The organism is Paenibacillus sp. FSL R7-0302, assembly GCF_038006885.1.
GTDB lineage: Bacteria > Bacillota > Bacilli > Paenibacillales > Paenibacillaceae > Paenibacillus_AQ.
The window spans coordinates 4488675-4512455 of record NZ_JBBOWB010000001.1 but is presented as its reverse complement, the minus strand read 5'-3'; the positions used below and the strand labels follow the sequence as shown (position 1 = coordinate 4512455).

Genomic DNA, 23781 nt, shown 5'->3' with positions numbered 1-23781 from the left:
AAGGTGAAAGGGATAAATCCCTCTGATTTAGCGGGGAGTTGGCTGGAAGGTGAGATGAAGGGGATAAATCCCTCAGAATTAGCTGGAAGTTGGCAAATGAGTGAAATAAAAGGGATAAATCCCTCAGATTCAGCGAAAAGTTGGCTGGAAGCTAAAATAAAAGGCATAAATCCCTCTGTTGGTGCTACTGCTGATTAAAATAAAGGGAGAGTAATGATGAAGAGCACTAGTGCACCTGAATTCAGCAATAGTGGGCAAATGAGCTAAATGAGGAGCACTAGTACACCTGAATTCGGCCAAAGTGGGCAAATGAGCTAAATTGGGAGCACTAGTGCACCTGAATCCGGCCAAAGGGGGCAAATGGGCTAAATTGGGAGCACAAGTGCACCTGAATTCGGGGAAGTTGGGTGTGCTAGTTGGGCAAATGTGGAGCCCTGTTCTCATTTGTCGCAAATAGCTTAATATTGTGGTTTCGTTAAGTTTCGTTACTAAAATAGTATTAATGTAATAAAGTTACAATAATATGTGGTGATCTGAGTTTTGGAGTATTAATTGTGCACATTAATCTCTGCTAATAAGTAACAAATAACGCTTTACAAAGGGAATTAACGGTGTAATAATAAAACCGAAACCGATTTCGGAAAGCGGTATCGGGCAAGGGCATTGCGATTATGTGTATTGCGATTATGAGTTAATGCAACTATGTGGTTATGCAATCATGTATTAATCAATTATGTATTTATGCAATTATGTGGTCATCGCAAACAAGAAGATATCTACTGTTAGGGAACAGGGAGGATGAATGTATTGAAGGAGCAATCAAAGGTGTCAAGATCAGGATGGAGCTTCACCGGAAATAACGGGGACTTTCGGCTGGAGCAGCCGGACCGGAGCAGCTTTTTATATTTTCCGCTGGTGAATGAAGGGGGCATGATGTCCTCGGTCAGTCCTAAGCTGCATGGTCAGGCCACTTCGGGCCATAATACCTTTCTGACACCGCCAATCTCCGTGGAGGATCTGCATAATTCCCGCGCATCGCGCAATTTCTGGGTGTACATTGAAGGCAAGGGCGCCTGGTCAGCTGCGGGTAATTCTGCACGGCAGAATGCGGCGTTCTATGGCGAAGCAGCAGATGAATCCTTGCTGGAGGCAGGACTTCTGTGGCATCGGGTGGCGCGGGAGAGTAAGGAGCTGGGGCTGAGGGCGGAGATCACAAGCTTCGTACCCTGCGGCAACGACAAGGTTGAGCTGATGAAGGTGGTACTTACGAACAGCGGCACGGAGGCGCTTACGCTGACATCTACTGCGGCTATTCCGTTGTATGCGCGTTCTGCGGATGATCTGCGCGATCACCGGCATGTCACCTCGCTGCTGAACCGGATCTATACTTCGGCGTATGGCGTAGAGGTGCAGCCTGCGTTGTCCTTCGACGAACGCGGCCACCGGGTGAATCATACTTCGTACGGGGTTTTCGGGGCTGGTGAGGGCGGAGCGCTGCCAACCGGATTATTCCCGGTGCAGGAGGAATTCATCGGCGAGGGCGGAAGTCTGGACTGGCCGGAAGCGGTCGTGAATAATCTGGCGCCGCCGATTGGGGAAGATGGCGGAGTACCTTGCGAAGGATATGAGGCGCTGGGTGGTTTGCGGTTCGCCGCAATCACTTTGGAGCCGGGTCAGAGTCATTCTTATGTCATAGTCATGGCGATTGACAATGATAGAATCGATGTGCAGGCGCTGATGGCCAAATATGGCTCTGCTGCGGCTTTTGACGCGTTGCTTGATGAGAATAAACGCTTCTGGGCGGATAAAGTCAATACGGTAGAATTCCATACTGGAGATCATGCCGCCGACGAATGGATGAAATGGGTCACGCTGCAGCCAGTGCTGCGCAGACTATACGGCAATTCGTTCCTGCCTTACCACGATTATGGCAGAGGGGGACGCGGCTGGCGCGATCTTTGGCAGGATTGCCTGGCTCTATTGATTATGGAGCCTGCGGATGTGCGCAGCCTGCTGCTGAACAACTATGCGGGAGTGCGAATTGACGGCAGCAATGCGACGATCATCGGGCAGCAGCCGGGCGAATTCATTGCCGACCGCAACAATATTCCCCGGGTCTGGATGGACCATGGAGCGTGGCCGTTCCTGACCACCATGCTATACCTGGATCAGAGCGGGGATCTGGACTTCCTGCTGCAGGAGCAGACCTACTTCCGTGATACCTTCATGAACCGCTGTAAGGACCGCGATGCCTCCTGGGAGCCGGGTGCAGGAAGCAGTCTGCGGACGAATGCGGGCGAAGTCTATACAGGTACTATTCTGGAGCATATTCTGCTGCAGAATCTGGTTCCTTTCTTCAATGCGGGTGAGCATAACAACATCCTGCTGGAAGGAGCGGACTGGAACGATGGCCTCGATATGGCAGCACAGCGGGGCGAAAGTGTCACCTTCACAGCCTTCTATGCCAGCAACCTGCTGGATCTGTCCAAGCTGCTGATTACCCTGAAGGAACGGACTGGCGGAGATACACTGGAGCTGGCAGAAGAGATGGTGCTGCTGCTTGACTCGCTCGGCCAAGCTGTCGATTATGAATCGGTTACGGCCAAGCATGAGCTCCTCAGCCGCTTCTATGCTGCCGCACCGAATAAGGTGAGCGGGGTAAGAGCCGTTCTGAAGCTTGAAGAGGTTGCAGCAGATCTTGCCCGTAAGGCGGAATGGATATTCGATCACCTGCGCCGCAATGAATGGGTAGAGAGCGGACACGGCGACGGCTGGTTCAACGGCTATTATAATAATGACGGTGAGCGCGTAGAAGGGGAATGGGCTGAGAGTACACGGATGACGCTTACCGGACAGGTCTTCCCGCTCCTGGGACACGCGGCTGCTTCAGAGCAGATTCCTGCGATCATCTCTGCGGTAGAGCGCAATCTGTACGATGAGAAGATCGGCTACCGTCTGAACAGCAACTTCGGCGGCATTCAGCAGAATCTGGGCCGGGCGTTCGGCTTCGCCTTCGGACACAAGGAGAACGGGGCCATGTTCAGCCACATGACCGTTATGTACGGCAATGCGCTGTATAAGCGCGGATACGTCAAAGAAGGCCGCAAAGTGCTAGATTCACTGTATCGCCTGAGTGCGAACTTCGAGGTGAGCCGGATGTATCCCGGAATTCCGGAATATATCAACGAGCAGGGCAGAGGAATGTACACGTATCTGACAGGCTCGGCAAGCTGGCTGCTCCTGACGATGGTAACTGAAGTATTTGGCGTCAAAGGCAAGCTCGGCGACCTGCTGCTGCAGCCGAAGCTGGTGAATGAACAGTTTGACGGCGATAAGAGCGCCTCAATCAAGACTATCTTTGCCGGACGTGAGCTGAAAGTCGTCTATATGGCCTCTGGAAGCACGGAATACGGAGAGTATCAAATACACGCAGCCCGCTTGAACGGAGCTGAGGTAACGCTTCAGCGCGTCTCAGAGGGTGCTGTGATCCCGCGCAGTCTGTTGACAGACCTGCCAGAAGGAGAAATTCATCTGCTGGAGGTAGAACTGGTCTAAAGCCGGAGCTGCTGAATTCTATCGCCTGCTCTGCCGGTCCGCGCGGAGCAGGCATTTTAATATCCAAATATCCGGTATAGAATGGCCCAGGAAATGCTATGATAGGATGTGCTGCGTCCAACCAGGACAGAAAGGAAAGAGATCAATGACACGTATATTATCCAACGGAGTACTGACCGTAGAGATTGCTGATGTAGGGGCATACGGAGGCACCCGTTTTGACTGGACGGGATTTATTACAGGAGTGAAGCTGGAGCAGGGAGGACATACCTTTTGCGTTCCGGAAAGTCTGGTGCCTGGGCAGGGTACGGGAGGGATAGGCCTCTGCAATGAGTTTGGCATTTCCCGGGCAATTGGCTATGAAGATGCTGCTACTGGGGAATGGTTCCCCAAGCCCGGCATCGGGCTGCTGCAGAAGCAAAGTGATGAGCCTTATTCATTCGTCGGGGAGTATCCGCTTAAGCGATTCCCGATCACAGAAGAGTGGAGCGAAGACTCGGTTACATACACTGTGCAGCCGCTGGAATGCCGGGGCTACAGCATGCGGCTGGTCAAGACATTGAAGCTTGAAAATAACCGGCTGGATATTTCCTACATGATAGAGAATACAGGGACCGAAGCGCTGCGGATTGAAGAGTATATTCATAATTTTGTCGGCATTGATGGGGCGCTCGTAGGGACGGATTATGAGCTTAAGCTGCCGGGAACGCCGCAGATCGTGGCCCCGGAATCGGCGTATACGGAGAATTTGCTCAGCATAGACGGGAATAGCCTGACATGGGCCGGGGAAACGGACCGCCAATTCTATTGCAGACTCGAAGGCTGGGAGCAGGCGGAGGCGGACTATTACTGGGAGCTGATCCATAAGCCTACTGGAGCCTGCATCAGAGAGAGCGGAGATTTCGCTGCTGAGCGGATTGCGCTGTGGGGAGACAAGCATGTGATTTCACCTGAAGTTTTTGCTGACATCACTATTTTACCGCGTCACAGCAAGGGGTGGAGCCGCAGTTACCTGTTTTCAGCCTTCTGATTGCGGTCCAGCTTACCTCATATGTGAATAATTATACTTGCTGGTGTTTATCGTTATCTGCTATCATAGCGATATCCATATTCATAGGAGAGAAAGGGTGGGAGTTATTTTGAGCAAGAGAGCATACAATTTTAATGCCGGTCCGGCAGCATTGCCGCTGGCAGTATTGGAACGTGCACAGGCGGAGTTCGTTGAATTCCGGGAGAGCGGAATGTCCATTATGGAGATGTCGCACCGTGGGGCGATATACGAATCCGTGCATAATGAAGCTCAGGAACGCCTGCTTTCGCTCCTCGGCAATCCGCAGGGCTACAAGGTATTGTTCATCCAGGGCGGAGCAAGCACACAGTTCGCCATGGTTCCGATGAACCTTATCGCTGAAGGCCAGGTCGGCAGCTATGTCATGACAGGAAGCTGGGCGGACAAAGCCCTGAAGGAAGCCAAGCTGACAGGCGGCGGCCATGTAGCCGCATCCTCCGCAGACAAGAAATTCCTGGCTATTCCCGAGCTTAGCAGCATCAAGGCTGCGGACAACGCGGCTTATCTGCATATCACCTCGAATGAGACGATTGAAGGCACACAGTATGCACAGTATCCTGATGCCGGTAACATTCCGCTGGTTGCCGATATGTCCAGTGATATTCTGAGCCGCGACTTCGATGTGAACCAATTCGGCCTGATCTATGCCGGTGCACAGAAGAATCTCGGACCGTCGGGCGTTACCGTAGTGATTGCCAAGGAAGAGCTGATCGCAAGTTCTCCGGCGAATATTCCGACGATTCTGCGGTATGATACTCATTACAAGAACAACTCTCTCTACAATACGCCGCCATCCTTCTCTGTATATATGGTTAACGAAGTGTTAAAATGGATTGAGGAACAGGGCGGGCTTGCCGGCACTGAAGCCAAGAACCGTGACAAAGCAGGTCTCCTGTATGATTATATCGACGGCAGCGACGGCTTCTACCGCGGAGTTGCGGAAGAAGGCAGCCGTTCCATCATGAATGTAACGTTCCGGATGCAATCGGAGGAGCTGGAGAAGCAGTTCATCAAAGCTTCCGAAGCCGAAGGCTTTGTCGGCCTCAAGGGACACCGCAGCGTAGGCGGCTTACGGGCTTCGATCTACAACGCCGTTCCGCATGAGAGCGTGAAGGCACTGGCTGATTTCATGAAGCATTTCCGGCAAACTCAAGGGTAATCTAAGAACGTTCCTGACCTTCCGCCTGGCAGCGGAAGGTTTATATGTTTTGGGGTCCCCGCAAAGTACCTGAGTCATCACCCTACGCTAAAGCCCCACTTTGTGGGGTTATTTTGCCCATAGCCAGGATCATCTGAGCCCGGCCTGTAACTGCAAGCAGCATCAAGAATACATCACAGGGCCATGGAAGGCACTGCGGATACTTACGCCGCCGCACTCCTTAAGACCCTACAGAGAGGAAGCATCCGACTTATGGCATTACACATTGTGCTGGTGGAACCGGAAATACCGGCGAATACCGGCAATATCGCCCGTACCTGTGCGGCCACAGGAACCCATCTCCATCTCGTACACCCGCTGGGCTTCCGCACAGACGATGCTACACTGAAGCGTGCCGGACTCGATTATTGGCATGCAGTGAATATTGAATATCATAATTCCTTCAGTGAAGTATTGGAGAAGTATCAGGAAGGGCGGTTCTTCTACGCGACTACCAAGGCCAAGAAGCGCTATAGCGATTTCGCCTTCCGGGATGGAGACTTCTTCGTGTTCGGGAAAGAAACCAAGGGGTTGCCGGCAGAGATCCTGGAGGCTGGTCAGGAAACGGCGATGCGGATGCCGATGAGCGAGGCGGTCAGATCGCTTAATTTGTCCAATTCGGCAGCGATTGTGGTCTATGAAGCGCTCCGGCAGCTCGATTTCCCACAACTTTTCTAAAAGTTGACATCATTTTTTATTTTTTTCAGCAGGATTCGACATTTTAGTAACGAAATAGTTGATTAGTGCCGAAGAAAGTAATAGGGTACGTGAACTTGGATGTCAGAAATGGCACTACTAATCATAAGTTGAACAGGAGAGTGTAAGTTAGATATGAAACCTGCTGGCGTTGTACGTAAAGTAGATCAGCTGGGTAGAATCGTTCTGCCTAAGTCTCTGCGTAAAAGGTATCAAATGAATGAAGGGGATCCTGTAGAAATTCTTGTTCAGGGTGACCACATTATTCTGGAGCGTTACCGTCCGAAGTGTGTCTTCTGCGGATCGATGGAAGGCGTAAGCGAGTATAAAGACCGTTACATTTGTTCAAGCTGCCTTACCGAGATGACCCAACTGCCAAAACACGCGTAAGCGTAGAGCGCATCAATTATCTACATAGGGTAAAACGCGTAAGCGCGTCTTATAACATGGATGCTGGTTGGACTCGGCTTCAGTGAATAGTGAAGAACACAAAAAGAGCGCCGCACACATCAGTGCGGTGCTCCTTTTTGTGGTATACGTCCATCAGATTGTTCGCGGAGGGCGTGTCACAGCCCCTTAGTCTTGTCGTCGTTGTAGGAAGAAGTAAGAATACCAGCCAGAAACAGTACAAATACCAGGGTCACGATCCAAAAAGTCAGGGAGAACGACATGCAGGCACCTCCATTATTGACGATCTTCGTTACCCTGAGTATACCCTTTTAATCTGTAAAAATAAATGAAAATGTGATATTTAGCATTGACGGTTATACTCGGAATTACTTGAAGAACAAGAAATTGGTTGGGACGCGGCGCAAATTGCCGTCGGAAGGCTTGTTAATGACCTTGCCGCGGAAAATCATGGACGATGAGCCGCCGCCATCCAGGTTATAAGCATCGATGACGCCGAGATTGTACAGCTTATCCTGCAGCTCAGCCAGTGTAGCTCCCGAGTTACCGTTCTCGTTATATCCGTCAGCGACCAGAATCAGCAGCTGATTATCCTTGTAGTTACCGATGATGGTCCGCGGTGCCCGCTTCGGGGCCAGCTGCCATTTCAGCGGAATGGCTGTCTTGCTCTGATTCTTCAGCAGCACAGGGACGAAGGTTGCTCCGAATACCGGCTCCAGCTGATCGAGCTGGTCACGGCTGGTGAATTTGCCGCCGATCAGCTGGCCGGATTTGTTCAGGCCAACGAAGCTGAGATCCTTGTAGCTGGGCTCGAAGCCGTACAGATATTCTCCGCCGACGATGGTGGTCGAGAGCGGATAACGCTTGCCGTTCTGATCAGCGAAGCCGCCGGCATTAATACCGGCCGAGGCACCGTAGCGGTTCACGGCCTGCAGTGTGGTCTCGGAAGCGCCCGTGCCGTCACCGGCCAGGCTCATCTTCATGGCTGAGGTGTCCTTCAGCTTAATCTTCATTGCGTATGCTGTATAATTGCCGGGGTTCAGCCGGTATAATTCAATGGTAATCCGGTCGCTGCTGATCACATCGGCAGGAATGCCGAGCCGGGAACTAATCCGGCGGTTGTAGATCCGCTCAGGACGGGAGGTCTGGGCCGTTGCTGTGCTGACCAGTGTGTTCATAGCATTCGTGGTCTGCTTGTAGAGCTGTGCGCTGGTACCGATAGAGTCTATGGTGTAAGCGGCATAGCTCTTGGCTACAGCCAGGTCCTGCTTCAATTGCGCGGTTTCATTCACGGGTCCGGGGTCAGCTGCGAAGGGGGCAGTATTCAGCTTAAGCTCAAGCGGAGGCTGGTACAGCCACAGACAGAGCAGCAGTCCGAACAATGGAGCGGTCAGGAGCATGAAGAACCGGTTCACTCTTTTGACAGGAGTCATCATTTCAGCAGATCCATCTCTTTCTTGAGCGTATCAAGCTGTTTCTTGACCTCGCTTAATTGCGTGTACAGCTTGTTGCTGTTGTCCGTCTTATTACTGGCATTATCCTTGGTGAAGGTCAGCAGCTCGTTGAATGTCTGCACGGTGCTCTGAAGCTCCTTCACTTGTTCTGACAGGACGGCGATCTTCGACTCGTAGTCGGTCTTCAAAACGGTAAGCTGCTGCTGGCTTTGAGATCCAAGCTCGCTCAGCACCTGATCCTTTAGATGATTGGTGTAGCTGTACACGGCATATACGCCGGCTGTGATCATCAGAATCCAGAACAGTAGAAACCATTTGACGGACGAGCCGCTTCTCTCTGCACTCCGGCGAGAGTGTACCCGGGTCGATTCCGCTAGCGGTTGCATTTCATCACCTCAAGCCATATTTTTCAAGATAAGAATTTACATGTTTCGGGGTCCCCGCAAAGTATCTGAGTAAACATTGAAGCCAAAGCCTCACTTTGTGGGGTTATTTTTCAAGTCCTCATTCTATCAGACTTTCAGGTTTTTCGCAAAAGTGAAAGAGCCGCGCAGAAACGACAAAAAGTAATTGCATCCTGTTAAACTACTGCGATACAATTTCTATAGATTGGAATATCTGATGGACGTATTCAAGGTAAAAGTAGGAAGAATAGACTTATGACAGCATAGATCCTTGCTTGCGTGTTGACGGGAAACGCTTACAGCGCTTTCCATTCTGGAAAATTATATAGATAGCAGGAGGTCTGGGCATTAATGACGAAGGTCTGGCAGGTGGTCATCGTGGGATGTCATCCCACAAGTATGCTGGGAACAAAATTAATTCTGGAAGATGAGGAGGGACTGACGGTAGACGGCATGTTCGCTACCTGGGAAGAATGTCTCGCGGGCATGGAGGAATTAAGGCCTGATCTGGTGCTGAGTGATTATCAGATGCAAGGTGGAACCGTAGAGCAGGTGCTGCCGGATATGAAAAAAAGCTCACCGTGTTCTCACATTATTATCATGACAGAGGAGAACGATAAGGAAATATTCCTGCCCCTGATTGAACTCGGAGCGAGCGGGGTATTGTCGAAGGGAGCCACTCCGGGTCAGCTTCTGCAGATGATCCGCGGTATCCGCGAAGGGTTCCTCTCCATTCCGCTGGAATGGATCGAAAAGGGCTTCCGTCCGGTAGCCTCCTCCAGAGGGCTGGAAGGTGTTTTGCAGCTAACGCAGACTGAGATGTTCATCATGGAACGCATTGTGCAAGGAATTACATACGACAAAATCGCACTTGAAATTGAAGTCAGCCGCCGTTCGATCGATAACTACCTGCGCAAGATTTATGTGAAGCTGGAAGTATCGACAAGAGCGCAGGCGATTGAGAAGTTCGCGCTTTTCTCAAGACAGAACAAGCAAATCTACGCATAATCCCTGTATTACGACATAATGGCGTCAGGACTGGAATATTCTTAAACCAGATAAAGGGGGGAAGCGTATGAAGTATGAGTTTTCTTCGCGCGCACATACATTGTTATCTTCACCGCTGCTGAGCATCCGTAAGGAGACGCGCCGGGGTACGCTGATCTCGCTGGCGGAGGAGCTCCCGGCAGAAGAATTATTTCCGCTGTCACTGCTGTCTGAGGCGGCATCTACCGTGATCTCCACAGATGCAAGTGCGCTGCAATACGGGGAGCCTGAGGGGTATGGCCCGCTCCGCGAATGGCTGACCGGAGATTGGCTCCGCAGTAAAGGAGTGGCGGTAGCCGAAGGCGGAGTGCTGCTGACAACAGGCAGTCAGCAGGCCATCGATCTGCTGTCCAGGGTGTATATCGATCCCGGGGATCATGTGCTGGTTGAGAATCCGACATCTCCCGGTATTCTGCAGGCGCTGCGGATGCAGGGAGCCGTCATTATTCCGGTCCAGGGGGATGGGGACGGCCTGCTGCCGGATCATTTGCGCCGAACGATCCGCAGCTATAGGCCCAAGATGCTGTTCGCTGCGCCAAGCTTCACCAATCCCAGCGGAGTGCTCTGGAGCCTTGCCCGGCGGCAAGAGATTCTGGAGCTGTGCATCTCACATAATGTGCTGATCGTGGAGGATGATTCCTATGGCGATCTGCATTTCCAGCGGAGTGAAGGCCATCCCTCCAAGAGATACCCAACGCTATACGCACTGGAGAATGTCAGCGAAGGCGGGCATGTGCTGTACATCGGCTCCTTCAGCAAGACGGTCGCACCGGCGCTGCGGACGGGCTGGGCGGCGGGAAGCCGCGAGCTGATCGGCATGATGGCTGCCGCCAAGCAGATGGCGGACTGGCAGTCCAGTTCGCTGAACCAGCGGCTGCTGCATCATCTGCTCAGTGTGTCGGCCTTTGATCTGCGGGAGCATATCGCTCTGCTGAACCGCGAATACAATACCCGCCTGAAGCTGATGGCGGAGCTGCTGAAGCGTCCGGCCTGGAAGAACAGTGTGTATGATATGCCGGCCGGCGGCATGTTCCTCTGGGTATCGCTGCCCGAAGGACTGGACGCTATGGCTCTGCTGCGTGCTTCGCTATCCAAGGGGGTAGCCTTCCTGCCTGGTCCGCTCTGCAGTGTAAGCGGAGGCTCGGACCGCATCCGGCTCAACTTCAGCCATCCCGGCCGTGATGAGCTGCTGCTGGGAATGAACCTGATGAGTGAAGCGGTGACCGAGTTCACGGCGCGCAGCTAGGCGAGAAGGAACGGGCGCAAATATGAGCTTCACGGAAAATGAGCGGATTTTCATTTGAATTTTACCGGATGCTATGTTAGGCTGGAGTCAATTAAATCTTCCATAAACATATCGTTTACTGGATTGTTACTGGCCGTGCCAGGCAAAACCTAAACTGATGGTGACTGATTTGAACCCGTTCACCGGGCTCGATGATCTTGCCATAGGTTTAGGTTTTTCTGTTATATAGGCCATGCAGAAAGATCATAATGAAAAGGGGTAAGGACTATGGCTACAGTACTTAACGGATTTCCTGAGCATTTCTTATGGGGCGGCGCAACCGCTGCCAATCAGCTGGAGGGCGCTTTTGATCAGGGGGGCAAAGGGCTGTCTACGGCAGATATGATCGCCTTCGTGCCCAAGGATAAGCGCACAGGGGATCATTCCATGGAGATCTCTTCGGAGCGTATCGCCCGGATTCTTGCCGGAGAGACGGATGACTGGTTCCCGAAACGCGAAGGCGTTGACTTCTATCACCGCTACAAGGAGGACATTGCTCTATTCGCCGAAATGGGCTTCAAGGTGTTCCGGCTGTCGATTAACTGGGCACGGATTTTCCCGAACGGCGATGATGCCGAGCCTAACGAGCAGGGGCTGCAATTCTACGACGATGTATTTGATGAACTGTTGAAATACGGCATTGAGCCGCTGGTTACTCTCTCGCACTATGAGACTCCGCTCGGTCTTACACAGAAGTATAACGGCTGGGCCAGCCGTGAAGTGATTGGCTTCTATGTGAAGTATGCTGAGACTGTATTTACACGTTACCGGAAAAAAGTGAAGTACTGGCTGACCTTCAACGAGATCAATGTCATGCTGTTTAGCCCGTATACCGGAGGCGGTATTCTTACAGACCGCGTGGAGAACAAGCTGCAAGCGGTCTTTCAGGGGCTGCACCATCAGTTTGTAGCAAGCGCCTTGGTCACCAGACTGGGACATGAGATTATTCCAGGCTCGCAGATCGGCTGTATGCTGGCCCGTATGGAGAGCTACGCGAATACCTGCAATCCGGCGGATGTGCGTAAGAGACAGCAGGAGGACCAGCTGAATCTGTTCTTCACGGATGTGCATGCGCGCGGTAAGTACCCGCGTTATATGAACCGTTATTTTGCCGAGAACCAGATTGAGATTATCCGTGAGCCGGGGGATGATGAGCTGCTTGCTGCGAATACAGTAGATTTCATCTCGTTCAGCTATTATATGACGCTTACGGTGTCCGCAGGTCCGGAGGGTGAGGCGACTGAAGGAAATCTGCTGGGCGGTATCAAGAACCCGTATCTGAAAGCCTCTGATTGGGGCTGGCAGATTGATCCTGTGGGTCTGCGCATTACCCTGAACAACCTGTACGACCGTTACCAGAAGCCGTTGTTCATCGTAGAGAACGGGCTGGGTGCCTATGACAAGGTGGAGGAAGACGGATCGATCCATGACCATTACCGGATTGATTATTTGCGGGAACACATCAAGGAGATGAAGGAAGCGGTTAAGGACGGCGTGGAGCTGATGGGCTATACGGCCTGGGGCCCGATTGACCTGGTGAGCATGTCGACCTCGGAAATGTCCAAGCGCTACGGCTTCATCTACGTAGACCTGGACGACACGGGAAGCGGCACGCTGAACCGCAGCAAGAAGGATTCGTTTGAGTGGTACAAGCAGGTGATTTCGTCGAACGGTGAAATATTGTAGGTGAAATGGGGCAAGCTTAAGAAGCACAGGCCTTAATAAAACGTTTTCATAAAAGTGTTGTCATATTTACAATGATATGCTAAGATGCTGCTACAGGTAGAATAACTGGATTGTTACTGTTCATTCAGGCAAAACCAGAAACGGGCACTCTTTTGATGCCGTTTTGGTTTTGCCTTTTTTAACACAATAATGTTGTATCCCCGCGCCTGCGGGAGATTATATTACTCTGACGGTGTAAGGTGATGGAATGAAAATTGCTAAGGTGCTCAACAACAATGTGGTCACCGTACTCGATGCCAGCGGGAAGGAACGGGTCGTAATGGGCCGTGGTATCGCCTTCAAGAAGCAGGCAGGGGATGCTGTTGAGGATGCTCAGGTCGAGAAGGTATTCGCCCTGGAGAATAAAGAAGGTTCACAGAAGCTGATGTCGCTTCTCTCGGAGATCCCGCTGGAATATGTGGAATGCACCGATGAAGTGATCCGTTATGCCGAGACGGTGCTCGGGGAGAAGCTGCATGACAGCATCTATATCTCACTGACGGACCATATCCATTTCGCCATCGACCGCCACCGTCAGGGGCTTCAAATCAAGAATGCACTGCTGTGGGAAATCAAGCGGATGTACCGCAAGGAGTTCTCCATTGGACTCAAGGCGCTGCAAATTATCGAGGAACGGCTTGGGGTTCTGCTGCCGGAGGACGAGTGCGCTTTCATCGCGATGCATCTGGTTAATGCGCAGATGAACGGTGAGATGCGGGAGACGGTAAGTATCACGAATATCGTGAAGGACATCTTGAATATTGTCCGGCGGAGCTTCCTGATTGAGCTGGATGAAGAATCACTCGGGTATTACCGCTTCCTGACCCATCTGAAGTTCTTTGCGCAGCGGGTGGTTCAGGGCACTCCGATGGAGGAGCGGGACCAGGATCATGCGCTGCATGATCTGGTCATGAAGCAGTACCCGGCTGCCCATGCGGTTGCGGTGAAGATAGCGGACTATTCCCGCAAGATATACAAACGGGTCTTGTCCAAGGAAGAAATATTGTATCTGACCATTCATATTGAACGGATTATCCGTAGTGGGGATATAACAGAATAATGTGGTGCAGGATTGCTACTCGATACAGAGGCAAAACCTAAACCCGGACAGTGCTGGAGGCAGAAGACTGCCTTTCCCCGCTGATCGGCGTTTAGGTTTTTTTAAATATAAAAATTTATATGTTTCACGCTATAAATTATCCTTCTATTTCTCGCTGAAACGGTACCGTCCTTTAAAAGGACGGCGAAGCCGTTTCTGCTTGTGCGGAAAACATACTACATCTAAGGAGCAACATCTTATGAATACAAAAGAGCTGTCCAAAGAAATATTGAAGCTTGTTGGCGGAGAAGACAATATCGATCAGGTAACCCACTGTATGACCCGTCTGCGCTTCAACCTGAATGACAACAACCGTGCGGACAAAGCGGCCCTGCAGAAGACGGACGGGGTAATGGGCGTGATGATTAACGGCGGGCAATTCCAGGTCATTATCGGCAATGATGTCCCGGTGGTCTACAATGAGCTGATTGGCAATATGTCCGTTTCTCCTGAGAAGAAGGCTTCCGCTGACAAGGTGGAGAAAAAGAAGCAGAATCCGCTGAGCAAGCTGTTTGACTTCATCTCGGGCATCTTCACACCGATCCTGCCGGCCATTACCGGTGCGGGGATGATCAAGGGGATTGTCGCCCTGCTTGTCGCAGTAGGCTGGATGGGAACGGAGAACTCCACGTATATCATACTATCGGCAATCGGGGACGGCGCCTTCTACTTCCTGCCGATTGTTCTGGCCATCAGCGCTGCCCGTAAGCTGGGAAGCAATATGTACATCGCTGCTGCGATAGGGGCGGCCATTCTGCATCCGACTGTCACCACACTGCTGGGGTCCGGAGAGCCTGTTACCTTCGCTTCACTGCCGGTGGTAGCTGCAACCTACGCTTCGTCCGTCATTCCGATTGTGATTGCCGTATGGCTGGCCTCCTATGTGGAAAAAGCCGTTGATAAAGTAACCCATGCTTCCCTGAAGCTGATTATCGTTCCGACGGTTACGCTGCTGGTCATTGTGCCGCTTACCCTGATTGCCGTAGGCCCGCTGGGAGTAATTATCGGGGATGGCCTGACTGGAGGGATCAGCTGGCTGTTCGAGAATACGGGATTGTTCGCAGGCCTGCTGCTGGGCGGAACCATGTCGCTGCTGATCATTACCGGGATGCACTATGCCCTGATTCCAATCATGATCGCATCCATTGCACAGCTTGGCTATGACTATATGATTCCGATTATGATGGTAGCGAACTTCGCCCAGGCGGGCAGTGCGCTTGGTGTCTCGCTGAGAACGAAGAACAGCAAGCTGAAGTCCCTCTCCCTGTCCACAAGTATCACGGCCTTCATGGGAATTACAGAACCGGCTATGTACGGTGTAAATATGCGTCTTAAGAAACCGTTCATCTCTGCCCTGATCGGCGGAGCCGCCGGTGGTGCGTTCCTCAGCTTGTTCAAGGTAAAAGCGTATGTCATCGGCGGACTCGCCGGACTCTCCGGCATTCCGATGGTTCTCGGTGCGACCTTTGTCTATTCGGTCATCGGCTTCGCCATCGGGGCGGCAGTTGCTGCGATTGTCACTTATATTCTCGGTTTCGAGGATGAGCCGGAAGCTGCTGCTGCGCCTGCGGTGACTCCTGCCGAGCCTGTAGTATCTGCCGCTAACACTACTGTAATGGGCGCTGCTGCTGAGTCTACGATGGTGAATCAAGAGGTATTCAGTCCGATTGCCGGAGCGGTGAAGCCGCTCAGCGAAGTGAGCGACCCGGCCTTCTCGGAGGAGATCATGGGTAAGGGGTATGCGATTCAGCCGTCCGAAGGCCGCGTAGTCTCGCCGGTTCAGGGAACGGTGTTCTCGCTCTCGAAGAGCGGACATGCCATTGGTCTGGTCAGCGACAGCGGAGCGGAAATGCTGATCCATATCGGCATCGACACGGTGAAGCTAAAGGGCCTGCATTTCTCGCCCAAGGTAACCGCCGGAACCCGGGTGGCTGTCGGCGATCTCCTGATGGAATTCGATCTGGCCCAGATCGAGAAGGCGGGCTATAGTACGATTACGCCGGTTATTATTACGAACATCCAGCAGTACCAGTCCATCCAGTCTGCTGGCGCCACCTCGGTTAAGGAGAAGGAGCTGCTGTATACGGTGCTTGCTTAGGGCGAGCCATGAGCAAATAAGCGAAGGGCTGGGGGCTTGGAGTGAATGAGCGAAGAGCAAGGTATAGAACAGTAGGATGTTCTAGAGTATAGATCAGGTAAGTGGATAGAGAAGGTACAAAGGAGTTGTCGCTCGCAGCAGGTCTGCGTGCGGACAACTCCTTTTTGGCTTGTATAGTTGCCGGAAGGGAAGGGAAGTAGGCCGGATGGGTGTGGAAAACTGTGTACAATGGTTGGGCAGTCGAGCGTGAACGCCTCATGGTTGCGTGAATGCCTATGTAAGGCGCGCGGGCCTACAGCTTGCCCGCGCTGATCTCCGCGATCGCCGCATACTCGATCAGCGCCGCTTGTCCGGCGGCCGTGAGCGTGTAGCGGCCGCGCTGCACCCGGAAGAACCACGCATAGTAGTTCTTCTGCAGGATCGCAGCGGCGCCGGGCACGCCGCTGCGCTTCCGCAGCGCGGCGGGCGTGACGCCGCGCGCGCTCTCCGCCCGGCTGTGCGCAGCCGCCGGGCCCGCACCCGCAGCAGCGTCCCCCGCCGCTGCTGCCGTACCCGCGGCCGCCGTCTCCCCGGCGGCCAGGGCAGTGCCCGGCGCGCCGCTTAGCGCCGCGCGCCCTCCGCCGAGGCCGGCCGCTCCGGCGGCTTCGGCCTCCAGGGCCTGCAGCGCGAGTGCCACGCGCAGCGCCTTCTCGCGGTAGGCCGTCACGAGCTTAACGCGCGTGCTGCCGCCGGTGTTGTAGTCTCCGCTGCGTTCGCGGAACTCGTAGAGCAGCCGCTCGCGGCGGCGGACGGCGCTGCGGGCCTGCGGCGGCGCGTCGCCCGGCTCCGCGAGCACCTCGACGAGCGGGGCCTTCGTCTTGTAGAAGACGACGGTGATCAGCCCCAGGCCGAGCCGGCGGCACAGTCCGGTGAGCTCGCCCCAGCGCTGGTTGACCGCGCCCTTCTTCTCCCTGACGCGTTCAACCGCGAGGTAGACGTTAGGGCTGAGCCGCAGCCGTTCAATCCCCTGCAGCAGCAGGGCGAGATTGAACGATTTTTTCATCTCCACAATGAGCGGCTGCGCCTCGTCCTCCCGGATGCCCACCAGATCACAGGTCCGCACCTCACCCTTGATGTCATAGCCTTGCCGCTCAAAAAAACTCTTCAAAGGAGCATACAGCTCCGTCTCCTGCTTGATCGCCATTCTGTATTCACTCCTGCCCTGAATTGCAGCGTAATTATTCTATAGAAATCATGATTCTCTATTATAGCACAGCAAAAAAGAGGTCAACTATTCCGGGCTCGCCGCATAGGTATGTAATACACTTTCTAAGCTTGGTGGAGCAAGTAGGAGCGCAAGAGGAGGCAGCGAGCCATGGATATTTTTGAGCGTATAGCAACGCATCGGGCTGAGAACAACCGTTTGGCGTGGAGCGGCACTTTCAAGGACTATATAGAACTGCTTAAAGTAGACCCTTCTCCCGCCAAAACGGCTCATTCCCGCGTATACGACATGATCAAGTCACACGGCGTCGAGGACATTAACGGACGTAAACGGTATAAGTTTTTTGAACAGGAGATCTTTGGACTGGATCGTGCGGTGGAAAAGCTGGTGGAGGAATACTTCCATTCCGCAGCCCGGAGGCTGGATGTACGTAAACGGATTCTGCTGCTGATGGGACCGGTCAGTGGAGGAAAGTCCACCCTGGTCACGCTGCTGAAGCGCGGCCTGGAGCAATATTCTCGCACGGATGCGGGTGCGGTGTATGCCATTGAGGGCTGCCCGATGCATGAGGACCCGCTGCATCTGATTCCGCTGGAGCTGCGGCCTGAGATCGAACGCGAGCTGGATGTACGGATTGAAGGCAATCTCTGCCCGTCCTGCCAGATGCGGCTGAAGAATGACTACCAAGGGGATATTGAACGTGTGGCGGTTACCCGGGTGCTGTTGTCCGAAGAGGAGCGGGTAGGGATTGGTACATTCAGCCCTTCCGATCCGAAGTCGCAGGATATCGCGGATCTGACCGGCAGCATCGACTTCTCCACCATTACCGAATTCGGCTCGGAATCCGATCCGCGGGCCTACCGCTTCGACGGGGAGCTGAACAAGGCCAACCGCGGGATTATGGAATTCCAGGAAATGCTGAAATGTGACGAGAAGTTCCTGTGGAATCTGCTGTCGCTGACTCAGGAGGGCAACTTCAAGGCCGGACGGTTTGCGTTAATTTCGGCGGATGAGATGATTATTGCCCACACGAATGAGACCGAATATAAATCCTTCATCTCCAATAAAAAGAACGAAGCGCTCCAGTCCCGCATGATCGTCATGCCGGTTCCCTATAATCTGCGCGTCTCTGAAGAGGAAAAGATCTACGCCAAGCTGATCGGCCAGAGCGATATGAAGCATGTTCATATTGCCCCTCACGCGCTGCGCGCGGCGGCGATCTTCTCGATCCTGACCCGGCTCAAGGAGAGCAAGAAGCAGGGGATGGATCTGATCAAGAAGCTGCGCATGTACGACGGCGAAGAGGTCGAGGGCTACAAGGAAGCGGATCTGAAGGAGATGCAGACCGAATACTTAGATGAAGGCATGTCCGGCATCGACCCGCGTTATGTCATTAACCGCATCTCCAGCGCCCTGATCAAAGGCGATCTGCAGTGCATGAACGCGCTGGATGTGCTGCGGGCAATCAAGGACGGTCTGGATCAGCATCCCTCGATTACGAAGGAGGAGCGTGAGCGTTATCTGAACTTTATTTCCATTGCCCGCAAGGAATACGATATTCTTGCCAAAAGTGAAGTGCAGAAGGCCTTCGTTTACTCTTTTGAAGAATCCGCCAAAACGTTGTTCGAGAATTATCTCGACAATATCGAAGCCTTCTGCAACTGGTCCAAAATCCGCGACCCGCTCACCGATGAGGAGATGGAACCGGATGAGCGGCTGATGCGCTCCATTGAAGAGCAGATCGGCATCTCGGAGAATGCGAAGAAGGCCTTCCGCGAGGAGATCCTGATCCGTATTTCCTCCTACTCCCGCAAGGGCAAGAAGTTCGAGTACAACAATCACGACCGGCTGCGGGAAGCCATCGAGAAGAAGCTGTTCACGGATCTCAAGGATATCGTCAAAATCACCACTTCCTCCAAGACACCGGATGAAAGCCAGCTAAAACGGATCAACGAGGTCAGCCGCCGCCTGATCGACGAGCATAACTACTGCCCGATCTGTGCCAATGAGCTGCTGAAATATGTCGGAAGCCTGCTGAACCGCTGACGGAGGCGGCTTCACGGATACTGGGGACCGGGGACTGCCATCAGGCAGTCCTCTTGTCTGTCCCGGAGTTAATTAAGACTTGTACGCTCAGCCAAAAGGGAATATCCCAGGCCATGGTGATGGCTGAGGGATATTCCCTTTAGTCTAGCGAAGTGCCTGATTCGCGAATCCGTGCGGACTGGATAACCGGCAGTGTCAGGGGATTCTTTATCATCCTGAAGAACGCTAATTCTCCTAATCCTCCTGGGAGTCCTTAGGCTCCTGCTCCTTACCGCCAATCTTGAAGCTGAATTGGCCTTTATATTTGCCGAGCTGCCCGCCCACGCCGATGCCTGCGCCTTCGCCGCCGCCGAACTGGGCCTTGGCCTCAGCCCCGACCCCCTTGTTGCCGCCTAGCTGAACATGGGAGTCAAAACCGGCGCCTTGACTGAGACCCAGATGAGCACCCGCATCTGCATCTAGCCCGTGGTCACCGCCGGCCTGCGCCCCCATGTGAACATCGGCTCCCTGCCCGCCGCCGAGCTGGGCCTTGCCCTGCGCGGCGACGCCGTATTTGCCGAAGGCTTGGGCTCCGGCGCTCACTCCGAGGCCCTGCCCGTTACCTAAATGGGAATCACCTTGCGCTTCAATGCCATAGGAGGGGCTGCCAATATGGCCGCCTGCCTGAAGATCAGCGCCGCTGTAGGCCAGATTCCCGCCGGCGTGTAAGCCAATGCCGTGTTTGCCCCCGATTTCGCCTCCCGTATCGATATGAATTCCATTTCCTTCAGTCTGACTTGGTCCGGGATGGCCGTCCACCGCCTTGTTCGCGGCAGCCGGATGTCCGCTTTCCACCACCTTTTGCGGCTTGCTGGCACTCTGAAGCTGCTGCCAGCCGTCCATTTGGTCCTCCGCAGGGTCATTCTCAAGCTTACTTGGAGCGGCCGGGGGTTCGGAAGCCCTGACAGCCTGAGTATTCCCGGCAGCTGCAGACTTCTGAGCAATTCTCTGAGCGGTCTCCTCAGCGGTCTCTGAATGTACCAGGTAGTGGTAATGCGAATAAGGATAGGGCTGCGGCAGATGCCGATAGCCTGACGAATGGGCTGAACTGCTTGAATCTTCGTTCCTGTAATTCATGCGGGAACCCTCCATTCTTGATTTCATTACAATAGCCTATTCGTCGAAATGGGAAGTGATTCGTATCAGACCAATATAAAAGTACATTGTAATGGCTGCATGGCTGTGCTACATTGTGTGAATGAATTGAAAACGATTCACTCAGGCATGGAGGGCTTATAGATGGAAGATAAGAAGGCAGAGATTTTCAGATGCGGTACCGAGCTGTTCAGCTCCAAGGGCTTCAAGGACACTAATGTGTCCGACATCACCAAGCTGTGCGGATATGCCGTAGGCACGTTCTATAATTATTACGCCTCCAAAGAGAAGCTGTTCATAGAGATCTACCTGCGGGAGAATGAGGAGCTGAAGCGGAGCATGATGGCTAAGGTCGATGTGGATGATGAGCCAGCCAAGGTGCTTAAGCAGATGATGGAGCTTAATTACAGGGGGATGAATGAGCACCCTATCCTGAAGGAATGGTACAATAAAGCACTCTTCAGCAAGCTGGAGAAGGAATTCTATGCCCATGGCGGGATAGAGGGGATTCATGAGATGATGAACAGCGGCATGCTGGAGCTAATCCGGCTCTGGAAGTCCAAGGGGAAAATCAGAACGGATCTTGCGGACGGGATGATTCTCGCTTTGTTCAACTCTATTCCGTATATCGACATTCACAAGGAAGAGATCGGGGCAAGCCATTTTCCGCAGCTTCTGGATTATATAGTGGAATTCATCATGAAAGGCTTGACGGATACGCAGCGCTGATAATATAGCAAGACTGGAACGGTGCCGCATGCCGCTGTCTGCTATAATGTTTTCACCTATGTGGACCTGAAAGGCCGGTGGAGCAACTGAATTACAGCAGAGAGATCGGGCAGACGATTGATTATATTGAGGAGCATCTCATGGACCCGCTGACAGCGGAGCAGATTGCGGCGTATGCGGGTTATTCGCTGTACCATTTCTGCCGGATGTTCAGCCAGTCGCAGGATATGCCGGTCATGGAATATGTGCGCACCCGGAGATTGTCGCGGGCTGCCGTTGAATTGTTTAACGGGCGGAGAATTACGGAGATTGCGCTGGAATATGGCTTCGAGACACCCGGGGGCTTCGCCAAAGCCTTCCGCAAGACCTACGGCTACAGTCCCTCCCAGTATGCGGCGCGGATGAGCGGGTATCTGCGGGACAGGTTGGAGTATGAGATTAAGGCGTATATGGCAGAGCCGGTGAGGGTAGAGCGGCCTGCTTTTAACGTAGCGGGTTACGGGATTGAGACGAATGTGGAGGCGGGGAATGCTACGCAGGATGTCGCTTCTTTCTGGTATCATTACGAGGGCGACAATCTGGAGGACCAAATGTATGCGAAGCTGAATCCGCCGAAGCATGGGGAGGTCGGCTTATGTATACCGTCAGACGCTGGCGGTAATGCTGTGTATCTGCTGGGGGTTATAGTGGAGGACTTCAGTAAGGCCACTCCTGACATGCTTACGGCTGTTGTGCCTGCGGCACAGTATGCGGTATTTACGACACCACCGGTAGACGCTACCGATGAGGCGGGACCGGAGACTTTTGCCGAGGTGGTCAAGAGTACCTGGAGATATATCTTCGAGGACTGGTTCCCAGGCAGCGGCTACATGCATGACGAAGATAAACTGAACTTTGAGTTCTACGACGAACGCTGTCACGCCCGCGTGGATTCCGTGATGGAGATTTATGTCCCTGTACGGGAGCGGGTTTCATGAAATCACTAACCGTTTAATTGTAATATGTGGAAAAATAGTATGAAGGAGCTAACCATGGTCAAACAACGCAAGATTCTACTAACAGTAACCGTATTGTACACGCTGCTTGTGCTTTATTTTATGTTCTTTGCTTTCGGCAGAGGAGAGGCTTCGGATCATACCGTTTACACCTTTATTTTCATGCCTGAAAACTTCATTTTGATGCCGACTCCGTCTGATCTTTTTCCTCCCACCCTGATGGATTTGGTGGGCTTCGGGAACACACTTGCGTTTGTTCCTTTCGGTATATTGATTCCATGGTTGTACCGGGTCAGCTTCGTCCGGTTCATCACCTTGTTCTTCATCGCGATTCTTGTGCTTGAAACGCTTCAGGCCCTTACCTTCCTGGGCAGCTTCGATATCAATGATGCTCTTCAGAATTCGGTTGGTGCAGCCCTCGGTTTCGGGGCGTACAAGCTTGGCTTCCGTTACCGGAGCCTCGGGCGCAATCTGGCGGCAACGGCTATAGCGGGGTTGGTCCTTTTTATAGTTTTATGGGGACTAGGCGCAGCGGTAAACAAAATAATAACTAAAGTAGAGGGTCCGTTCACAGCGATCACGGAATGGACGGACACCTCGGGCAATTCATCCGCAGACAAACCGGACAGCATTCAAATCAACGGACAGAAGATACCGCTCCGCTATAACCTGTATGGCGCTGAAGACGGAGATTCCAGAACGTTCACGTATAAGTCTGAGGGACAGACGACTTTCTGCTTCACTTTCGGAAACCCCGAACCAACGGATTATTCCGGTGAGATCAGTATTACCCGGGATGGCCAGGAATTCTTGAATTATACTGGAGATTTTCAGCGTACTAATCCTGAACAGTACCCTGTGGTATACGAGATGCCGGTTGAGCCAGGGCAAGAGCTGAAGATCACGATTAAAGGCGGCTTGAAAGTATGGGATGTAGGATATAAGCGGATGCAGTATATCTGGAACTGAGTACTTAATCTTCTGCTTAGAGAGGAGGGGGGACGGTTATGAAAATGGCATTTGTTCTGTTCGACGGCATGACCAGCATGGATTTTGTGGGGTTCTATGAAGCGGTGAGCTGGGTGGCGATCCTGAAGGCGAAGGAGAACGTATCCTGGACCTTCTGCGCTAACAAGGCGGAGGTGACGGATGACCGGGGGCTGACCATGAAGGCTAATGAGGTGTTGCCTGATCTGGGCACATTCGATCTGGTCTTCCTCCCGGGTGGTCTTGCGACCCGGACGCTCCGCTACGATGAGGACTTCATAAGCTGGATACGGACGGCAGAAGGCGCACGTTATAAGGTGTCGGTCTGCACAGGTGCGCTGCTCTTAGGGGCAGCAGGATTCCTGGAGGGGAAAAGAGCGACCACGAACTCTTCGGCCTACGATCTGCTAGCCCCTTACTGCGGGGAAGTCATTAAAGCCCGGGCGGTCCGGGACGGCGATACCTTCACCGGAGGCGGAGTGACGGCTTCAATCGACCTTGGCCTGTACCTGATTGAGTGCTTAGTAAATACAGACACTGCGCGACAGGTGCAACAAAAACTTGAGTACCCCTATTATCAGGCAGGTAACCTGAGCGATATTTACTATCCGTATGAAGAGGAATAATGAGGGTTCAGCAAAAAAGGCA

20 protein-coding genes are annotated in these 23781 nt (G+C 53.0%); 16 read left to right on the top strand and 4 right to left on the bottom strand.

Annotated features, from left to right (window positions below; all coding sequences use genetic code 11):
- The first annotated feature begins 3 nt into the window (after positions 1-3).
- From MKY96_RS19555 to MKY96_RS19530, 6 genes are all read left to right on the top strand, one after another.
- On the top strand, positions 4-198 hold the full coding sequence (locus MKY96_RS19555; RefSeq protein ID WP_340942539.1) for a hypothetical protein: 195 nt from the start codon (positions 4-6) through the stop codon (positions 196-198).
- A 627-nt stretch (positions 199-825) separates the two neighbouring features.
- Positions 826-3555: a GH36-type glycosyl hydrolase domain-containing protein gene (locus MKY96_RS19550; RefSeq protein WP_340942537.1), complete on the top strand. Its 2730-nt coding sequence runs from the start codon at positions 826-828 to the stop codon at positions 3553-3555.
- A 145-nt stretch (positions 3556-3700) separates the two neighbouring features.
- Positions 3701-4585 (top strand): hypothetical protein, encoded by an 885-nt coding sequence (locus MKY96_RS19545; protein ID WP_340942534.1) that lies wholly within the window; start codon positions 3701-3703, stop codon positions 4583-4585.
- A gap of 106 nt (positions 4586-4691) precedes the next feature.
- Entirely contained in the window at positions 4692-5783 is a 1092-nt protein-coding gene (serC, locus tag MKY96_RS19540; RefSeq protein WP_036722639.1) for a 3-phosphoserine/phosphohydroxythreonine transaminase, read from the top strand.
- A gap of 252 nt (positions 5784-6035) precedes the next feature.
- On the top strand, positions 6036-6500 hold the full coding sequence (gene trmL, locus MKY96_RS19535; RefSeq protein ID WP_036697752.1) for a tRNA (uridine(34)/cytosine(34)/5-carboxymethylaminomethyluridine(34)-2'-O)-methyltransferase TrmL: 465 nt from the start codon (positions 6036-6038) through the stop codon (positions 6498-6500).
- Positions 6501-6653: 153 nt separating this feature from the next.
- Positions 6654-6908: an AbrB/MazE/SpoVT family DNA-binding domain-containing protein gene (locus tag MKY96_RS19530; protein ID WP_036697751.1), complete on the top strand. Its 255-nt coding sequence runs from the start codon at positions 6654-6656 to the stop codon at positions 6906-6908.
- Positions 6909-7294: 386 nt separating this feature from the next.
- Here MKY96_RS19530 and MKY96_RS19525 read toward each other — a convergent pair whose 3' ends face one another.
- Together MKY96_RS19525 and MKY96_RS19520 are read right to left on the bottom strand one after the other, a co-directional pair.
- On the bottom strand, positions 7295-8362 hold the full coding sequence (locus MKY96_RS19525; protein ID WP_209872933.1) for a phosphodiester glycosidase family protein: 1068 nt from the start codon (positions 8360-8362) through the stop codon (positions 7295-7297).
- Complete coding sequence (locus MKY96_RS19520; RefSeq protein ID WP_036722356.1) at positions 8359-8766, bottom strand: hypothetical protein; 408 nt, start codon at positions 8764-8766, stop codon at positions 8359-8361. The genes MKY96_RS19525 and MKY96_RS19520 overlap by 4 nt, the downstream gene beginning before the upstream one ends.
- A gap of 369 nt (positions 8767-9135) precedes the next feature.
- Between MKY96_RS19520 and MKY96_RS19515 the strand changes: the two genes are divergently transcribed.
- From MKY96_RS19515 to MKY96_RS19495, 5 genes are all read left to right on the top strand, one after another.
- Entirely contained in the window at positions 9136-9792 is a 657-nt protein-coding gene (locus MKY96_RS19515) for a response regulator transcription factor (RefSeq protein ID WP_340942532.1), read from the top strand.
- 67 nt (positions 9793-9859) lie between these two features.
- On the top strand, positions 9860-11077 hold the full coding sequence (locus MKY96_RS19510; RefSeq protein WP_340942530.1) for an aminotransferase-like domain-containing protein: 1218 nt from the start codon (positions 9860-9862) through the stop codon (positions 11075-11077).
- A 267-nt stretch (positions 11078-11344) separates the two neighbouring features.
- On the top strand, positions 11345-12802 hold the full coding sequence (locus tag MKY96_RS19505) for a glycoside hydrolase family 1 protein (protein WP_340942527.1): 1458 nt from the start codon (positions 11345-11347) through the stop codon (positions 12800-12802).
- A 247-nt stretch (positions 12803-13049) separates the two neighbouring features.
- On the top strand, positions 13050-13901 hold the full coding sequence (gene licT, locus MKY96_RS19500; protein ID WP_340942525.1) for a BglG family transcription antiterminator LicT: 852 nt from the start codon (positions 13050-13052) through the stop codon (positions 13899-13901).
- 238 nt (positions 13902-14139) lie between these two features.
- On the top strand, positions 14140-16038 hold the full coding sequence (locus MKY96_RS19495) for a beta-glucoside-specific PTS transporter subunit IIABC (protein WP_340942523.1): 1899 nt from the start codon (positions 14140-14142) through the stop codon (positions 16036-16038).
- 292 nt (positions 16039-16330) lie between these two features.
- Here the strand turns inward: MKY96_RS19495 and MKY96_RS19490 are convergent, their stop codons facing one another.
- Positions 16331-17221 (bottom strand): DUF2161 family putative PD-(D/E)XK-type phosphodiesterase, encoded by an 891-nt coding sequence (locus MKY96_RS19490; RefSeq protein ID WP_340942521.1) that lies wholly within the window; start codon positions 17219-17221, stop codon positions 16331-16333.
- A 171-nt stretch (positions 17222-17392) separates the two neighbouring features.
- Between MKY96_RS19490 and MKY96_RS19485 the strand changes: the two genes are divergently transcribed.
- On the top strand, positions 17393-19288 hold the full coding sequence (locus MKY96_RS19485) for a PrkA family serine protein kinase (RefSeq protein ID WP_340942520.1): 1896 nt from the start codon (positions 17393-17395) through the stop codon (positions 19286-19288).
- A gap of 234 nt (positions 19289-19522) precedes the next feature.
- On the opposite strand, the gene MKY96_RS19480 is transcribed toward MKY96_RS19485, so the two are convergent.
- Positions 19523-20404 carry a hypothetical protein gene (locus MKY96_RS19480; protein ID WP_340942518.1) on the bottom strand — a complete coding sequence of 294 codons (882 nt, stop codon included), beginning with the start codon at positions 20402-20404 and terminating at the stop codon, positions 19523-19525.
- 162 nt (positions 20405-20566) lie between these two features.
- Between MKY96_RS19480 and MKY96_RS19475 the strand changes: the two genes are divergently transcribed.
- From MKY96_RS19475 to MKY96_RS19460, 4 genes are all read left to right on the top strand, one after another.
- Positions 20567-21151, top strand: coding sequence for a TetR/AcrR family transcriptional regulator (locus tag MKY96_RS19475; RefSeq protein ID WP_340942516.1), 585 nt, complete (start codon positions 20567-20569; stop codon positions 21149-21151).
- A 77-nt stretch (positions 21152-21228) separates the two neighbouring features.
- Positions 21229-22128, top strand: a complete 900-nt coding sequence (locus tag MKY96_RS19470) for an AraC family transcriptional regulator (RefSeq protein ID WP_340942514.1) — start codon at positions 21229-21231, stop codon at positions 22126-22128.
- A gap of 24 nt (positions 22129-22152) precedes the next feature.
- Positions 22153-23115, top strand: coding sequence for a VanZ family protein (locus MKY96_RS19465; protein ID WP_340942511.1), 963 nt, complete (start codon positions 22153-22155; stop codon positions 23113-23115).
- A 38-nt stretch (positions 23116-23153) separates the two neighbouring features.
- Positions 23154-23759, top strand: a complete 606-nt coding sequence (locus tag MKY96_RS19460; RefSeq protein ID WP_340942509.1) for a DJ-1/PfpI family protein — start codon at positions 23154-23156, stop codon at positions 23757-23759.
- The last annotated feature ends 22 nt before the right edge of the window (positions 23760-23781 follow it).

Coding starts and splice junctions, on each gene's coding strand:
- MKY96_RS19525 (WP_209872933.1), bottom strand. CDS start 8,362: ATGATGACTCCTGTCAAAAGAGTGAACCGGTTCTTCATGCTCCTGACC.
- MKY96_RS19460 (WP_340942509.1), top strand. CDS start 23,154: ATGAAAATGGCATTTGTTCTGTTCGACGGCATGACCAGCATGGATTTT.
- MKY96_RS19475 (WP_340942516.1), top strand. CDS start 20,567: ATGGAAGATAAGAAGGCAGAGATTTTCAGATGCGGTACCGAGCTGTTC.
- MKY96_RS19505 (WP_340942527.1), top strand. CDS start 11,345: ATGGCTACAGTACTTAACGGATTTCCTGAGCATTTCTTATGGGGCGGC.
- MKY96_RS19520 (WP_036722356.1), bottom strand. CDS start 8,766: ATGCAACCGCTAGCGGAATCGACCCGGGTACACTCTCGCCGGAGTGCA.
- MKY96_RS19480 (WP_340942518.1), bottom strand. CDS start 20,404: ATGAATTACAGGAACGAAGATTCAAGCAGTTCAGCCCATTCGTCAGGC.
- MKY96_RS19510 (WP_340942530.1), top strand. CDS start 9,860: ATGAAGTATGAGTTTTCTTCGCGCGCACATACATTGTTATCTTCACCG.
- licT (WP_340942525.1), top strand. CDS start 13,050: ATGAAAATTGCTAAGGTGCTCAACAACAATGTGGTCACCGTACTCGAT.
- MKY96_RS19495 (WP_340942523.1), top strand. CDS start 14,140: ATGAATACAAAAGAGCTGTCCAAAGAAATATTGAAGCTTGTTGGCGGA.
- MKY96_RS19490 (WP_340942521.1), bottom strand. CDS start 17,221: ATGGCGATCAAGCAGGAGACGGAGCTGTATGCTCCTTTGAAGAGTTTT.
- MKY96_RS19545 (WP_340942534.1), top strand. CDS start 3,701: ATGACACGTATATTATCCAACGGAGTACTGACCGTAGAGATTGCTGAT.
- MKY96_RS19515 (WP_340942532.1), top strand. CDS start 9,136: ATGACGAAGGTCTGGCAGGTGGTCATCGTGGGATGTCATCCCACAAGT.
- MKY96_RS19530 (WP_036697751.1), top strand. CDS start 6,654: ATGAAACCTGCTGGCGTTGTACGTAAAGTAGATCAGCTGGGTAGAATC.
- trmL (WP_036697752.1), top strand. CDS start 6,036: ATGGCATTACACATTGTGCTGGTGGAACCGGAAATACCGGCGAATACC.
- MKY96_RS19465 (WP_340942511.1), top strand. CDS start 22,153: ATGTGGAAAAATAGTATGAAGGAGCTAACCATGGTCAAACAACGCAAG.
- MKY96_RS19485 (WP_340942520.1), top strand. CDS start 17,393: ATGGATATTTTTGAGCGTATAGCAACGCATCGGGCTGAGAACAACCGT.